Genomic DNA, 16,426 nt, shown 5'->3' with positions numbered 1-16,426 from the left:
ATGAATAAGAAAACCTCTATGACCAAGACTATATTACAAAATGTGACTTTAATAGCATAGTCAAAATAACATCACAATTTTATTTGCATAGAAATGGAAACTATCGCCTATGTGGTGAAATGCTCTTATTTTCCAGCTTCTGTTTTACTATTGAGACTTTTAAGATAACTCCTTTGCAAATTTAAGCCTTTATTTAACAGGCGGCTGAAGAATGAATTCACCGTATGCTATGGATTCGCCTACTCTAGACCTAGTAATTCAATATTCTCCTTGGACTGTAACACCATATACCCTGCTCAAAGATGTGATTGCTTTAATGAATCGGGTAATAAGTGTTGATGGTAGTTTATCTGATGCAATATTGCCCCAGCAAGACAGTTGTGTTTTGATTGTAGAGGGAACGAGGTTAGTAGGAATATTTACGCTACGAGATGTAGGATATTTTACTGCTTCAGGGAGAAATTTATCTGGGGTAAGAATTGCTGAGGTGATGACAAAGCCAGTGATTAGCCTGACACTTGCTGAAAGTCAAAATGCCCTGACTGCTTTATTATTCATGCGTCAGCATCAGATTCGTCACTTACCTGTAGTAGATGGAAAGGGAGAATTAATCGGGCTGATTACCGAAGATAGGATTCGTCAGGTGGTTGAGCCAGCACACTTGTTGAAATTTCTCACTGTGGCGGAAGTGATGGTAACTACAGTAGTTCATGCGCCACCAACTGCATCGGTGTGGGAATTAGCCCAACTCATGAGCGTTGGCGTTCCGCCCACCGTAGGCGATCGCCATATCAGTTGTGTAGTTATTGTAGCAAAACAGAGCCAGAGGGAAAAAAGCAACCCTCTATTGCCCGTGGGGATAGTGACTGAGCGAGATATTGTAAATTTTCAGTTGCAGGGGCTAGATATCGCCCAAACTCCGGCGGAAGCGGTGATGAGTCAGCCTGTATACAGCGTTAGTCCAACTGCGTCATTGTGGACTGTGCAGCAGTTGATGCAGGCGCAAGGGGTGCGGCGAGTCGTGGTAGTAGGGGAGCAAGGAGAACTCCAAGGACTCGTAACGCAAACAAATTTACTACAAATTTTTGACCCCTCACAAATACTAGGAGTCATGCAAGTCTTACAAGAACAAGTACAAGAACAGACGGCGCAATTGAAAGAAGCCAACCAAAAGTTACAGCAAGAGGTAATACAACGCCAACAGCTAGAAACGTCACTCCAGCAAGCCCAAGCCGAATTAGAGTTGCGAGTAGCAGAACGGACAGCTGAACTGGTACAGGCGAACACACGCTTACAAAGGGAAATTGCAGAGCGCAAACAACTACAAACAGCATTACAGTTAAACCAATTTTGCCTTGATCGGGCAATAGATGTAGTCGCCTATATTGATTCCAATGGTCGATATATCTATGTCAACGATACTATATGTCATGCCCTAAAGTATTCTCGTGCCGAATTATTGTCGATGTCAGTGTATGATGTTCATGTGGATATGTGTACACCTGCAATTTGGGCTGATTTTTGGCAAAGGCTGAAGCAGCAAGGCTCTATAGTTTTTGAGAGCCAGCTTCGCAGTAGGGATGGCGAGCTAATTACTTTAGAAATCAACGCCAATTACTTAAAATTACAAGGACAAGAATTGGCTTGGGGATTTGCGCGGGACATTGAAGAACAGAAAAAGACTCAGATAGTTCTCAGACAAAGCGAACAATGGCTACAACTCGCACTCTGGGCTGGAAATATTGGTATTTGGGACTGGAATCTCAAAACTAATCAGATAATCTGGTCTGAGAATCTGTTCTCTTTATTTGGTAAAACTCCCGATACATTTGATGTTAACTATGAAAATTTTTTAAATTTAATTGTCCATCCTGAAGACCGTGAACGGCTGCATCAGTCAGTTTTGCGAGCAATTGACCAGCAAGTACCCCATGATATAGAGTTCCGGTTTATTGCCCCTGATGGTACAGTTGGCTGGTCATTATGCAAAGGAACAGTATTCTACGATCAAACTGGTCAGCCATTCCAAATGATTGGGGTGAATATGGACATTACAGAGCGTAAATATGCTGAGGTTGCTTTGAGAGAAAGCGAGCAACGGCTGCAAATTGCACTCTCAGCTAGCAGCACAGGTATTTGGGACTGGAATCTCAAAACTAATGAGGTGATCTGGTCTGAGAGTATGTTCCCTTTATTTGATGTCAATCCCTATACACATGACGGTAAGTTGGAATCATTTTTTAATTTCGTCCATCCAGAAGACCGTGAATTCGTAGAGCAGTCATTGACACGGGCTATTGATGAGCAAGCTATCTGCGATATTGAGTTTCGGGTAGTTTGGGCTGATGGTACAGTACACTGGGCTAATGGCAAAGGCAAAGTATTCTACGATGAAACTGGTCAGCCAGTGCGTATGATTGGGGCGCATCATGATATTACCGATCGCAAATATGCTGAGATAGCTCTAAGAGAAAGTGAGCAAAGACTTCAGGGAATTATCGATAACTGTCCTGCTATCATCTATCTCAAGGATCTTCAAGGGCAGCATATTCTAGTTAACTCAGAATTTGAAAGAATTATGCACCTGACACGAGAGGAAGTTAAAAATAGCACTAACGCTGAAATCTTCTCTCCTAACCTTGCGGAAGCCTTGACCAGAAACGATCAAAAAGTCCTAAATTCTGTAACCTCTTGGGAGTTTGAGGAAGACATTCAGCTTGATGATGGGCTGCACACTTACCTCACCATCAAGTTCCCCCTTTGTGATAGTGTTGGTCAACCCTATGCCATTTGCGGTATTTCCACTGACATAACTGAGCGCAAACAGGCAGAACAAAAAATCCGAGAGCAAGCAGCTTTAATTGATATCGCTACCGATGCTATTTTTGTTCGAGATTTAGAAAAACGTATTCTATTTTGGAGTCGAGGTGCTGAAAACTTATACGGTTGGACAACAGAGGAAAGCTTGGGTAAGAAAGCTGATGAGTTATTTTGTAAAGGATTATCATCACAACTTGCAATAGGTATGCAAGAAACAATTGAGGAAGGTTCTTGGCGAGGGGAGTTGGAGCAAATCACCAAAACCGGGAAAAAAATTATCGTTGCGAGTCGGTGGACACTGGTACGCGATGAATTTGGAAACCCCCAATCCATCCTAGTAGTCAACACCGATATTACAGAGAAAAAACAACTAGAGCAACAATTTTATCGCGCTCAACGGCTGGAGAGTTTAGGAACGCTCGCAAGTGGTATTGCTCACGACCTCAACAATGTTTTTGCGCCCATCATGATGATTGCTCAATTACTGCCTTCCAGATGCAAAAATGTTGATGCGCGGACTCAAGAACTGTTCAAAACACTAGAAAATAGTTCTCAGCGTGGAGCTAACTTAGTCAAACAAATTCTCACCTTTGCCCGTGGTACAGAAGGGAAGCCGATTCTATTACAACCTGGACATCTGCTCAAAGAATTAGTTAAAGTTATCACACAGACATTTCCCAAAACTATAGAAATTCAGACTCATATTCCCAGCAACACACTGTGGATGGTTAAAGCCGATCCTACCCAACTAGAGCAGGTATTGATGAATTTGGCAGTCAATGCCCGTGATGCTATGCCCAATGGTGGGATATTGACTATCTCTGCGGAAAATCGGATAATTGACGAAACCTATGCACGGATGTACCTTGATGCTCATCCGGGAAACTACATCGTTATGACAGTCTCCGATACAGGAATAGGTATTCCTCCAAAGTTATTAGAGCATATTTTTGAGCCATTTTTTACAACTAAAGAAATAGATCAAGGTACAGGACTAGGGCTAGCAACAGTTTTAGGTATCGTTAAAAACCACGGTGGTTTTGTGCAAGTATCGAGTCAAGTAGGCAGAGGTACACAATTTCAAGTGTACTTGCCAATAGGAGAAGGAACATTAGCCGAGTCCAAAATAGAAGGAGAACTGCCCAGAGGTAACGGCGAGTTAATTTTGATAGTAGACGATGAATTAATAGTCCAAGAAACAACCAAGGAAACCTTAGAAAATTATAACTACAAAACCCTTGTAGCTAATGACGGTATTGAGGCGATCGCGCTTTATGCACAACATCAGCAAGAAATCAGCGTAGTCTTACTAGATATGCTCATGCCCAACATGGACGGATTAACCACCATCCGCACCATGAAAACCCTCAACCCCAAAGTGACGATAATTGCCACCAGTGGTTTACCTGCCAACCGCCAACAAGCCCTTTTCGTAGGTGCGACAGCCTTCTTATCTAAACCCTACACAGCAAGAGATTTATTAACTACTTTCTCTCATAAGTAGTTAATAAATCTCTCTTCTCTCTGCGCCTACCCTCCGGCGAATGCTCCTGGTGAGTGAATCATCCTAATATCTGTAAAACTCGCACTTCTTCCCCCGGTGAAATTAATGTTTGACCTACCGGCAGCACAGCCAAAGCATTAGTTTGAGCTAAATTAATTAAATTCCCAGAACTATGACTACCACCAGCTTGATGAAATTCATAAATTCCATCAATTAAACGCAACCGTCCCCAAATATAAGTTTCCCGCTTCCCGTCCGATCGCAATTCATCATGCGATCGCACTTTCACTAATTCTGCTTCCCAACCCTCAGCCAGTCCCCCCAGTTTCTGGATTGTTGGTTGCACAAATCGCCAGAAAGTTACCAACACCGCCGCCGGATTTCCCGGTAAACCGAAATATATAGGGGACTGGGAGAAAGTGGCGACTGTGAGAGGTTTTCCTGGGCGCATGGCTACAGAACGGATATGAATTATCGCACCCAATGAAGCCAGAATTTTATCAACGTAGTCATAATCCCCCACAGAAACACCACCAGAAGAAATCACTATATCGGCGTTAGCGATAGCTTGCTGAATAGTTGCTTCTAAAGCTGCTGGGTTATCCTTAACAATGCCTAATAATATCGGTTCTGCCCCCATTTGTCGCACTAAAGCAGCTAAAGCATACTGATTGGAATCAACAATTTGTCCTGGTTGTAAGGGTTGATTAACTGTCACCAATTCATCCCCGGTAGAAAAAATTGCTACACGAAGACGACGGTAAACCCTGACTTGCGGACACTGTGCTGCTGCTAACACGGCGATTTCCGCCGCATTTAACCTAATCCCGCCTGGTAATAATTGTGTTCCAGCTTGGTAATAAGCAGCTTTGCGTCTGACAAATTCCCCTGGTTGGGATGCAGTGAGAATCAAAACGCAGTTATCTTCCCGGCGCGTCTGCTCTTGCATGACTACAGTATCCGCACCCTTGGGAATCACTGCCCCGGTAAAAATTCGCGCAGCTTGTCCCGGTTGTAGGGTAAACTTTGGTTGATAGCCTGCGGGAATTTCTGCAATAATTTCTAACTTTACTGGTTGTTCGGCGTTAGCATTTTGTACATCTTCATAACGTACCGCGTAGCCATCCATCGCCGAATTATCCCAATGAGGAAAATCGAGGGGACTGGTGACAGGCGTTGCTAAAATGCGACCATTGGCGGCGAATAAATCTACAACCTCTGTATCTTGTTGGCTATCTAGCGGTTGAACTAAATTAAAAATAATATCTGCTGCATCCCTGACTGATAACATAGCGATCGCCTCAAATTATTAATTTTAGTCAACATTCCATCCTAAATGGACTAACACACCTAATTTTGTACATTAGATGTAAATAGGGCTTGCTGAACAGTTTTATTAATAATTTAGCGCGATCGCACTTTGGGATTTGGGCGTTCTTTATATACGTTAGCGGTAGCTTACCGTAGGTATCACACCCCTAAACCCCTGGGCGAAAGAGGGGGCGATATCTACGGTAATATTATTTTCGCTACAATTATTCATGGCTCATTGATGGCAAGTTTACTTAACAAAGTATAGACCATAAAAGAATAAGTCTTATTCTTTGCTTTTAACCATTCTAAGCTGTTGCAAATACAGTATATTGTCTCACCTCTGAACAATTACAAATTTCCTATTTTAATATCAGCTATCTGTAGTTAGTCCATTCATCACTGCTCAATTTTCTTAACTGAGGTAAATCTTGAGATGCTTTTTGAAAGACTTCAGTTTCTCCAAAAACATCTTCAAGACTTAATAGATGGGTTTTTACCCGTATCTTCAGTAGCTTACTTTGACAAGCCTGCTGTAAACGAGAACGAAATCCATCTGTGTAGCCAACACCAGCCAACATTATGCCAATATCAGCTTCATGAATCACAATATTGCCGATAAATTCTGCTGCATAAGGAGCATCAAGTATATTCTGAGATAACTTAGATTGAAAATAAATTATATTGTTATTGATATTTGCATAACCATCTATTCCGCCATCACTACCTAATTTTCCCGGTGTTAAACCGAGATAATGAGCAAAACGTCTACCTAATTCTTGTTTTACGGCTTCATGGGAATAAATAATTCCACTTACTAAAGCATTAATTTCTAAATATTTCATTATTTATTTAATGATTGCTATTGAATGATCAGCTTTTCATAAAGCAAATTTATTCCAGCAGAAACACATTCTGATATTTTTTCTTTCATTTCTAATTCTTCTAACTTATGATTCACTACTGTTGTTAAGTTCAAATATTTTGTATGAGCATGAATATACATTTCATTATGATTGTTTTGATTTTTGATTTGCTCAGGTTTGTTTTTATTTCCTTGTTCAAGCAATAACATATCTTTTATTTGATGATTTTTTTTATAAAAATAAACATAGCTAATTGCTGAATCTAGAACTTCAGTCACAGATAATGCTAATGCTTCAGTAATATCTTGAATTTTTTTCAGTTGTTCATCAGTAAAGATAATAGCAATTTTCTTTACTGATTCAAGTTCCACTGCTTGTAAGTTACCTTCAGTCATAGCTTGTTTAATCATAAAGTCATCAGATGGATTTGTAGAAACACTTGCAGACATATACTGTTCCTTCATATTTTTACTAAATTATAAAAGTATTTTTGTAAATTTCTATAATTTTCATATTCCCAAATGTATTTTTTATCTTCATAAATTGCAAGTTGCATTTCTTCCTGCAAATCAGGCATTTCCTCGGCTACTTTACAATTTTGAGGTTTATTTTCAATATTTATTTTATCTACTACCTGAGTAACTAAATTTCTTGGAACACCTAATGGAACTATGATTACTTGTGGAAAAAAACCTGGTTTAGAAAGTTTAGAAATTACGGATAGTGTTCTCGGCAAATTATTTAGTGATTTTGTTCTTTGAGATTTGTTGACCGGAACTAATATAAGATCAGGATTGTTACCAACAATCACTTGAACAGTATTTTGTAAAGGACTATCAATATCTAAAACGACATTATCATATCCTTTTAAAGTTAAACTCTTAATAGGTTTACGTTCTTTATTGGATATAATTGTTCTGTATCCTTCAATATGTACATCTTGAGATTTAATAGGTTCTCTTCCCGTATAAAATTTCCAAAAATCCGCTTGGTCATCACAGTCTACCAAAAGTGTTGTTTCTGATAGTGCCAAAAAAATTCCAGCAGTATGAACAGCTAAAGTTGTTTTGCCTACTCCTCCATCATTGTGAGTGCAAAGAATTATCACTTTTTACTTTCCTGATTAAAAATACGTTGTTTATGTAATACATTACATTATATTAATTCATAAAATACCATGATGATCATGCAGGTGGGCATTATACCCACCATGATCTAGACTATACCAACAAAGCCTGCTCCTCTTGAGAAATCACCCTTCCCTCATCCTCAAAACCGGCAATTTGATCAAAGTTCAAATACCGATATAAATTCTCAGCAAAAGGATGAATCTTACTCGCCACAATATCAAGATATTCCTGCACTGTGGGAATGCGTCCAAACAAAGCACAAACTGCTGCTAATTCGGCAGAACCTAAATACACTCTTGCACCTTTACCCATGCGATTATTGAAGTTGCGGGTAGAGGTAGAAAATACAGTTGTGCCATCAGCAACTCTTGCCTGATTTCCCATACATAAACTGCATCCAGGCATTTCTGTTCTTGCACCAGCCGCACCAAAAACGCTATATACGCCTTCTTCTTTTAACTGGTGTTCATCCATGCGGGTGGGTGGTGCTACCCACAGGCGAGTTTTGACTTCCCCTGCACCTTCTAAAACTTTCGCTGTTGCCCGATAATGACCGATATTTGTCATACAAGAACCAACAAATACTTCTTGTACTGGATCATTAGCAACTTCCGATAATAATTTAACATTATCGGGGTCATTTGGTGCAGCTACAATTGGTTCTTTGATTTCGTTCAAATCAATTTCAATGATTGCGGCATATTCTGCATCTGCGTCGGCTTCTAGTAATACAGGATTTGCTAACCATTCTTCCATTTTAGCGACGCGGCGCATGATAGTACGCGCGTCTTGATAACCTCTGGCTACCATATTTTTGAATAGGGCAATATTAGAACGCAGATATTCCGAAACTGTTTCTACACTTAGTTTAATGGTGCAGCCTGCACATGAACGTTCGGCGGAAGCATCTGTAAGTTCAAAGGCTTGTTCTACTTTCAAATCTGGTAAGCCTTCCATTTCCAAGATTTTGCCGGAGAAGATGTTTTTCTTGTTCTCTTTCTCGACAGTTAGCAAACCTTGTTGCATGGCGACGTAAGGAATGGCGTTGACAATATCTCTTAAGGTGATACCGGGTTGCAATTCCCCTTTGAATCTGACTAATACTGATTCTGGCATATCTAAAGGCATGACACCCAATGCACCAGCAAAGGCGACTAACCCAGAACCGGCGGGGAAGGATATTCCCAAGGGGAAGCGGGTGTGAGAGTCTCCACCTGTGCCTACGGTGTCGGGTAACAGCATCCGGTTGAGCCATGAGTGGATGATACCATCACCGGGACGCAAGGCGACACCACCACGGGAAGAGAAGAAATCGGGTAAGTCGTGGTGGGTTTTGATGTCTACGGGTTTGGGATAGGCGGCGGTGTGACAGAAACTCTGCATTACTAAGTCTGCACTGAAACCTAGACAAGCGAGTTCTTTCAGTTCGTCGCGGGTCATGGGGCCGGTAGTATCCTGAGAACCAACGGTAGTCATGATGGGTTCGCAGGATGTACCGGGACGCACACCGGGTAAACCGCAAGCTTTACCGACCATTTTTTGGGCGAGGGTGTAGCCTTTCCCTGTGTCGCCTGGTTGGTAGGGACGGATGAAGACGGTGCTGGGTTCTAAACCTAATGCTTGGCGGGTTTTGTCGGTGAGGGTACGTCCAATAAGTAGGGGGATGCGTCCACCGGCGCGGACTTCATCGAGGATGGTGTCTGGTTTGAGGCTGAAGGTAGAAATGACTTCGCCGTCTTCGTTGGTAATTTCGCCTTTGTAGGGATAGATGGTAATTACCATGCCGGTTTCGAGTTTGGTGACATCGCACTGAATAGGCAAAGCACCGGCATCTTCAGCAGTGTTGAAAAAGATTGGCGCGATCGCACTACCTAAAATATAACCCCCAGCGCGTTTGTTGGGAACATAGGGTATATCTTGCCCCATATGCCATAAAACAGAGTTAATCGCTGATTTCCGAGATGAACCAGTACCCACTACATCCCCGACATAAGCTACAGGATGTCCTTTTTTCTTCAACTCAATAATGGTTTCTAAGCTTCCCGGTTGCCGTGACTCTAACATAGCCAAGGCGTGGAGGGGAATATCTGGGCGGGTGGTGGCGTGGGTGGCTGGAGATAAATCATCGGTGTTGGTTTCCCCAGGAACTTTAAACACGGTGACGTTAATATATTCTGGTAGCTGGGGACGAACTGTAAACCACTCTGCTTCTGCCCAGGAATTAACTACCTGCTTGGCGTAGGGGTTGATTTTCGCTAATTCCAACACATCATGGAAAGCATCATACACTAGTAATGTTTTGCTGAGGGCGGTAGCGGCATAAGCAGCGATGGGTTCTTTACCTTCTCCTCCCATCACCAAAGGTGTGTCCGCTTCTGAGGTTTTAGTGGAGAATTGCAACAACTCAATTAAAGACTGCACATTATAACCGCCTACCATTGTTCCCAGTAATTCTACTGCTTCAATTGAGGAAATTAAAGGGCTACTGATTTCGCCTTTAGCAATACCTGTCAAGAATCCAGCTTTCACATAAGCAGCTGCATCTACACCAGGGGGTATGCAATCGCGCAATAAATGTAATAATGTATCTTCTTCACCCTGGGGCGGATTTTTCAGTAATTCACACAATTCTGTGGTTTGCTGTGCATCTAACGGTAAGGGCGGAATACCGAGGGCTGCCCTTTCAGCAACGTGTTGACGATATTTTTCTAACATTTTTGTGTTCTCTCTTTGTATGTTCTTACCTTAATTATGAAGTATTTTTAGACAAAACTTAGCTATCAAAGCTTACTCGATTTTTTGTCTAAAAGCCTTACTGGTAATCGCTTATGAAGATTTTATTTTATACTTAAAGTATAGTTTTGGTGCAAAATTTACACTGAAGATATTGCAATTGGTTACACAGCTAGGGGCAAAATATATCCTGCCCCCACAATAATATGTATTACACTCAATTGGAAACTATTATACTAGGCAGTTATAGCAGTTTCATTTGATGTTTTTTTAGAATTAGATTTTAAGCGTGTCAACCTGCTTTTACGAATACGTTCACTATCTCGAACTCCGCCTGCAAGTTCATATTCATTACTGTTTTTACCATACTTAAAACCAACTCCCATCAGCATTTTATCTGAAATCTGATTTAAGGTTTTTTCCATTTCATCTAGCCTGATTTTAGAGGAATCAACTATTGCTATCTCAGCATTATAATCATCGAGCATTTTTTGAACCTGCTGGATTAATTGCGTCAAGTTTTGTAAGTTGCAAGTATCATCAAACTTGAGATTTGGATCAATTGCTTTCAGTCCGGCGACTCTAAACTCTGCTTTTTCTAGAATCCGGGAACTACGCTTTTTTCTAGCCATAATTTTACACGTTGCAAAACTTTATAAAGCTATTTTGTCTCAATTAATCTAGATTCTAGTTCAGCAAAATTCACATTTTATTTTGCCAATTTTTTGATTTATGTCCGTGATTTCCCGGAATTGCCTCAATACATCGCCTTTTTAGTGCAGAGTTAAGAGCGATCGTTTTAATTTTAAGGCTTAATGTTGTAAACTCAAGGCTTAATGTTATAACCTCAAAGCTTAATATTATAACCTCAAAGCTTAATGTTATAACCTCAAGGCTTAATATTATAACCTCAAGGCTTAATGTTGTAACTTCAAGCGTCAACATTTTAATATTGACCGAAGAGGCAGGGGAGCAGGGGGCAGGGGGCAGGGGGAAAGATTCTGTAATTACCCTGCCACAAGGGTTTCAAGCCCCTAAATTTATTTATGCCCAAAAATAAAAATATTTATTTCGAGATGCACAGCACGAGAAATAATGCGTCCTTATTTCAAGCCCCTAAATTTATTTATGGGGTTCTCCCCCCTGCTCCCTGCTCCCTGCCCCTTGTCCTCTTCCTTGACGATTAACGATGTATCAAATTAGTTGAGTTTCCTCTAAATCCCCCTTTTTAATCACGATTATCTATTTGGGCGCGTTGCAAGCTACCAGAAAAGTCAACATAAACACTTTTCCATTCAGTGAAAACATCTAAGGCAGTTGTTCCTGCTTCCCGATGTCCGTTACCTGTTTGCTTGACACCGCCAAAGGGTAAGTGTACTTCTGCGCCAATAGTAGGGCCGTTGATGTAAGTAATTCCAGCTTCTATATCGCGCATGGCAGCAAAGGCGCGGTTGATGTCACGGGTATAAACTGAGGAAGACAGACCATATTTGGTATCATTCAGAATAGCGATCGCTTCCTCGAACGTACTCACCTCAATTAATGCCACCACAGGGCCAAATATCTCTTCACGAGCCACCCGCATCTCTGGTGTAACCTTATCTAAAACTGTAGGTTGAAAAAAGTAACCCTGTTTTAACTCCCCTTCCGTGGCAATTTCCCCACCAATTAATATTTCTGCCCCTTCCTCACGGGCAACTTTCATATACTCATTGACCCGTTGCAGTTGTCTATGGTTAATTATCGGCCCGATATCTGTATCAGGGTCATTACCAGCACCCAAGCGTAACTTACCAGCACGTTCACATAGCATCCTCGTAAACTTTTCTTTAATATCACGATGCAAAATCAAACGACTGGTAGCTGTACACCGTTGACCAGTTGTGCCAAATGCGCCCCATACTGCACCTTCTAGGGCCAGTTCTAAATCTGCATCTTCCATCACCACTTGGGCATTTTTACCACCCATTTCTAAACAGACCCGTTTGTGAGTCCGTCCGCAAGTCGCGCCCACATACGCACCAGTTTCTGACGAACCAGTAAACGAAACTAAATCAATCTCTGGATGTTCAACTAAAGCTTTCCCAACTTCTTCACCTACCCCATGTACCAAGTTAATCACTCCTGGCGGTAAACCTGCGGCGGCGAAAATTTCAATTAATTTAGTAGCACAGGCGGGGGTATCTTCAGCAGGTTTGAGAATTACCGTATTACCACACACCAAAGCCGGCATTGCTTTCCAGCAAGGAATCGCCATTGGGAAATTCCAGGGAGTAATTAAAGCACAAACTCCAATCGGCATCCTCACCGTCATAGCAAACTTGTTGGGCATTTCCGAAGGTGTCGTTTGTCCAAACAGTCGCCGTCCTTCCCCAGCCGTGTAAAAAGCACAGTCAATCCCTTCCTGCACATCACCCCTAGCCTCAGTTAATGGTTTACCCATTTCCCGACTAATTAACTGTGCCAATTCTTCCTTATGCTCACCCAATAATACCCCGACGCGAAAGATATATTCTGCCCTAGCTGGGGCTGGAACTTGTCGCCAACATCGGTAAGCTTGCCTAGCGGCGGCTACTGCAAGGTCTACATCCTCAGATTGAGAACGGGGGAAAGTAGCCACAACTTCAGTTTTCTTAGCAGGGTTGTGACTAGCCAGGATATTTTCGCCTGTAGCATCCAACCACTGACCATTAATATAATTTTGGCTCTTTAGCGGAGTTATCATGTACGTATACCAATATTCTCAAATAAGACAAAATAAAATCTAATTTTCTTAATTACGAATTACGTAGCTTGCTTCTCGCTTTGCGAGTATTACGAATTACGAATTACAGGTTATCGTTTACTAGAGAAAATTGCAGGCAGACAGTCAAGACAGATACAAAAATTAAGGCACTAATGCCAACACTCCCACAGGAGAACCAGAACCACGCCGTAACCTCATCACACCAATAGCTAAGGTAGTCCCTGTAGGCGGTAGTTGCTCTAAATTAGTGAGATTTTCTAACACAATACCTTGCTGTGCCAAGACTAGACGGTTAGTAGTAAAACTATGATCCTGTCCAGAGTCTACACCATGCGTATCAATGCCTACCCCAGCAATTTGCCGCTTGTTCACTAGGAACTCAGTAGCATCCCGGCTAAAACCGGGAAAGTGCATAATTCCTTGCAAGTCCTGATTGAGAAAAGCAGTCTTATCAAACCATTTAGCTTGCCAACCTGTATGCAGTAGTACCATATTAGCAACGGGAATCTCACCGTGTTCTCCCTCCCAAGCGAGAACATCGGCAACAGTCAGAACATAATCAGGATTTATAGCTGCCACTGCACAGATATCTATCACAACGGCAGGTAAAATTAAAGACTGAGCAGAGTATTGGTCAATACCCACACCAGCTTGATAAAAACTGTTAGGAGCATTGATATGAGTGCCACTATGCTCACCCAAGGAGAAACACCGCAGATAATAGCCATCATCTTGGAGTTCGGCGACAGGAGTAAATTCTACAGGGGGGTCGCCTGGCCATTGGGGAATATTGGTGTCAATCACATGGCTTAAGTGAATAACGCGTGAGAAAGTAATCGTATTCAAACTTGCCCCCTACACCTAACTGAGTGAAAATTTGGTAGCGTCCACCCATTGTCTGACTCAGCATTAAATTTACCATTTCTCCTAAAATAAATTACTTACTGACTCATTAATCTTGATTTTTACACTAATCTAATTTGTGATGCTTAACCAATTCTGAATAAAAGGACTCTGCTTGCTTTCTCAAATGTAAAATACATTTTTGGAGGTGAGGGAGTATCGCAAATGTTTGATTAAAAGTATTTATGTTTTTAGTGGCTACGCACTAGCAACATATGCAAAAAACACTCTTCCTCATTCCTCTGCTTTCCTGTCACCTATCACCTGTATTTCTAAGTAAATAATATAACAATTATCTTATGACTATTAGCCTGTGTATGATTGTGAAAAACGAAGCAACAGCATTGCCTAAATGCTTGAGCAGCGTTAAAAATATTGTAGATGAAATGGTAGTGGTGGATACAGGTTCTATTGATCGCACCCCGGAAATTGCTCAAGAATTTGGTGCGAAGGTGCATTATTTTGCTTGGTGTAATGACTTTAGTGCAGCTCGTAATGCGGCTTTAAAGTATGTCACTGGTGATTGGGTTTTAGTTTTGGATGCGGATGAGACTTTGACACCAGCAATTGTGCCACAGATGAAGGATGCGATCGCACAAGATGAATATTTGCTAATTAATCTTGTACGTCATGAAGTCGATGCAGAACAATCTCCCTATTCTCTGGTGTCTCGTCTGTTTCGCAACCATCCAGATATCTGTTTTGACCGTCCCTATCATGCCTTAATTGATGATAGTGTCTCAACTATCCTGCAAAAAGACCCGAATTGGGAAATCGGTTATTTACCAGGGGTGGCGATTCTGCACTCAGGTTATCAAAAAAGCGCGATCGCTCAAAATGACAAACACGCTAAAGCCCAAGCTACGATGGAAGGCTTTTTGGCAACTCACCCCCATGACCCCTATGTTTGCAGCAAATTGGGGGCTTTATATGTGGAAACTGGCAAAATTAACCAAGGGATAGAGTTATTAAAACGGGGTCTCAACTCGGCGCAAAGAATTCGTCAGGATATCAAGTATGAGGAAAATTACGAAATTTTGTATGAACTCTATTACCATTTAGGTATTGCTTCTAATCGCTTAAACAATCCTCAACAAGCGATTTCTCATTACCAAGCGGCGATTAAGTTACCTATTTATCCCATACTGAAGTTAGGCGCATACAATAATCTCGGTAACTTACTCAAGGAAGCCGGGGATATCAATGGTGCAAAAAAGGCTTACGAAACAGCATTAACGATTGACCCCAACTTTGCTATTGGGTACTACAATCTGGGGATGATATTCAAAGCTTTGGGGATGTTTACTGATGCGATCGCAGCTTACCAAAAGGCAATTCGTTTCAAACCCCAATATGCAGAAGCGTATCAAAATTTAGGGGTAGTGCAGTTAAAAGTGGGCAATGTGCAAGCTAGTGTCACCGCTTTTAAAAATGCCATTCTCCTACATGAGCAAAATAACCCCCCAGAAGCAAATAAACTCCGTCAAGGGTTGCGAGAAATGGGGTTGATTTAATTGGGGATTGGGGATTGGGGATTGGGGAGACAACAAAAGGCTTTCAACTGCTATATGACTCAGCAATCAGGGGAAACTCTTTCAAATAAAGCCCGATACACGGGTTCACCTCTGTTTTGTGTTGAAAGTTCTCTTTCCGTTGGCACTGATAGGGGGTTTTCTGCTAGCCATTCACCTGTACCGATGCGTTGAAAATGCGGATTTTCTGCAAAGCGATCACGCATTTCTACTGCGATAAATTCCATATCTGATTGCAGGAATACGACTCCCCCAACTGGCAAATAATTAGCTAAGTCTGCTACCAATTCTGGTTGTACTACACGGCGTTTAGCGTGACGAGTTTTAAACCAAGGATCGGGAAATTGAATAGTAACTCGCTGTAAAATACCTGGAGGTAGAGAAGATAACAACACCTTTAATGAGTTGTTCGCATTACAAAACAAATAATGCAGATTTGTTAAACCTAGTTCAGAACACAACTTATTAGCTTCTATGACTAAGGGTTCACGAATTTCTAAACCAAGAAAATTCAAATGTGGTTCTATCTGCGCCATTTGTAACACAAATCTTCCTCTAGCACAGCCAATATCTAAATGTAGCGGCTGGTGTAAATTAGCATAAATTTTTTCCCACTCTACGGGATTTACTGCTTGTTGATACTTCTTCGCTAGGGGATTAACGTGTTGACGGACGCGGATAAATGGCAAAATTTATACTCCTGATAATTTAGTCATTAGTAATTAGTCAATTGGGTATTGAACATTCATTCGTTTTTTCCTCCCCTGCTTCCCCATTCCTCAAGTGTACAAATGTTAAGTATAAGCAATCCTACGCAGCTTGACAAAGGATGAGGTTATACTTTTTAAAAAAGTGTGCCTTTAACTACCGTTTTTAATAAT

12 protein-coding genes are annotated in these 16,426 nt (G+C 41.4%); 2 read left to right on the top strand and 10 right to left on the bottom strand.

Annotation, left to right across the window (positions count from 1 at the left end):
• Positions 1-211 precede the first annotated feature (211 nt).
• A complete protein-coding gene (locus L6494_RS25315; RefSeq protein ID WP_237990484.1) occupies positions 212-4,324 on the top strand; it encodes a PAS domain S-box protein in 4,113 nt (1,370 codons plus the stop codon).
• Positions 4,325-4,382: 58 nt separating this feature from the next.
• On the opposite strand, the gene L6494_RS25310 is transcribed toward L6494_RS25315, so the two are convergent.
• The 9 genes from L6494_RS25310 to L6494_RS25270 all read right to left on the bottom strand — a co-directional run bounded on the left by L6494_RS25310 (position 4,383) and on the right by L6494_RS25270 (position 13,956).
• A complete protein-coding gene (locus L6494_RS25310; RefSeq protein ID WP_237990483.1) occupies positions 4,383-5,615 on the bottom strand; it encodes a molybdopterin molybdotransferase MoeA in 1,233 nt (410 codons plus the stop codon).
• A 397-nt stretch (positions 5,616-6,012) separates the two neighbouring features.
• A complete protein-coding gene (locus tag L6494_RS25305) occupies positions 6,013-6,480 on the bottom strand; it encodes a restriction endonuclease (protein WP_237990481.1) in 468 nt (155 codons plus the stop codon).
• A gap of 17 nt (positions 6,481-6,497) precedes the next feature.
• Positions 6,498-6,950, bottom strand: coding sequence for a hypothetical protein (locus L6494_RS25300; RefSeq protein ID WP_237990480.1), 453 nt, complete (start codon positions 6,948-6,950; stop codon positions 6,498-6,500).
• Positions 6,951-6,961: 11 nt separating this feature from the next.
• Complete coding sequence (locus L6494_RS25295) at positions 6,962-7,609, bottom strand: nucleotide-binding protein (RefSeq protein ID WP_237990478.1); 648 nt, start codon at positions 7,607-7,609, stop codon at positions 6,962-6,964.
• Positions 7,610-7,721: 112 nt separating this feature from the next.
• Positions 7,722-10,346, bottom strand: coding sequence for a bifunctional aconitate hydratase 2/2-methylisocitrate dehydratase (gene acnB, locus L6494_RS25290; protein ID WP_237990477.1), 2,625 nt, complete (start codon positions 10,344-10,346; stop codon positions 7,722-7,724).
• Positions 10,347-10,600: 254 nt separating this feature from the next.
• Positions 10,601-10,996, bottom strand: coding sequence for a hypothetical protein (locus L6494_RS25285; protein ID WP_237990476.1), 396 nt, complete (start codon positions 10,994-10,996; stop codon positions 10,601-10,603).
• 70 nt (positions 10,997-11,066) lie between these two features.
• Entirely contained in the window at positions 11,067-11,309 is a 243-nt protein-coding gene (locus L6494_RS25280) for a hypothetical protein (RefSeq protein ID WP_237990475.1), read from the bottom strand.
• A 283-nt stretch (positions 11,310-11,592) separates the two neighbouring features.
• Positions 11,593-13,089 (bottom strand): aldehyde dehydrogenase family protein, encoded by a 1,497-nt coding sequence (locus L6494_RS25275; protein WP_237990474.1) that lies wholly within the window; start codon positions 13,087-13,089, stop codon positions 11,593-11,595.
• A 162-nt stretch (positions 13,090-13,251) separates the two neighbouring features.
• On the bottom strand, positions 13,252-13,956 hold the full coding sequence (locus L6494_RS25270; RefSeq protein WP_237990473.1) for a cyclase family protein: 705 nt from the start codon (positions 13,954-13,956) through the stop codon (positions 13,252-13,254).
• A 356-nt stretch (positions 13,957-14,312) separates the two neighbouring features.
• Here L6494_RS25270 and L6494_RS25265 point away from each other — a divergent pair, with 356 nt between their 5' ends.
• The gene (locus L6494_RS25265) at positions 14,313-15,527 is read left to right on the top strand and encodes a TPR domain-containing glycosyltransferase (protein WP_237990472.1); all 1,215 of its coding nucleotides are present in this window, start codon (positions 14,313-14,315) and stop codon (positions 15,525-15,527) included.
• 59 nt (positions 15,528-15,586) lie between these two features.
• On the opposite strand, the gene trmB is transcribed toward L6494_RS25265, so the two are convergent.
• Entirely contained in the window at positions 15,587-16,234 is a 648-nt protein-coding gene (trmB, locus tag L6494_RS25260) for a tRNA (guanosine(46)-N7)-methyltransferase TrmB (protein ID WP_237990470.1), read from the bottom strand.
• Positions 16,235-16,426: the final 192 nt, after the last annotated feature.

The organism is Nostoc sp. UHCC 0870 (assembly GCF_022063185.1).
In the GTDB taxonomy this organism is placed as follows: Bacteria; Cyanobacteriota; Cyanobacteriia; order Cyanobacteriales; family Nostocaceae; genus Trichormus.
The sequence above is the reverse complement of the archived record's forward strand: the minus strand, read 5'-3'. Positions and strand labels throughout refer to the sequence as shown.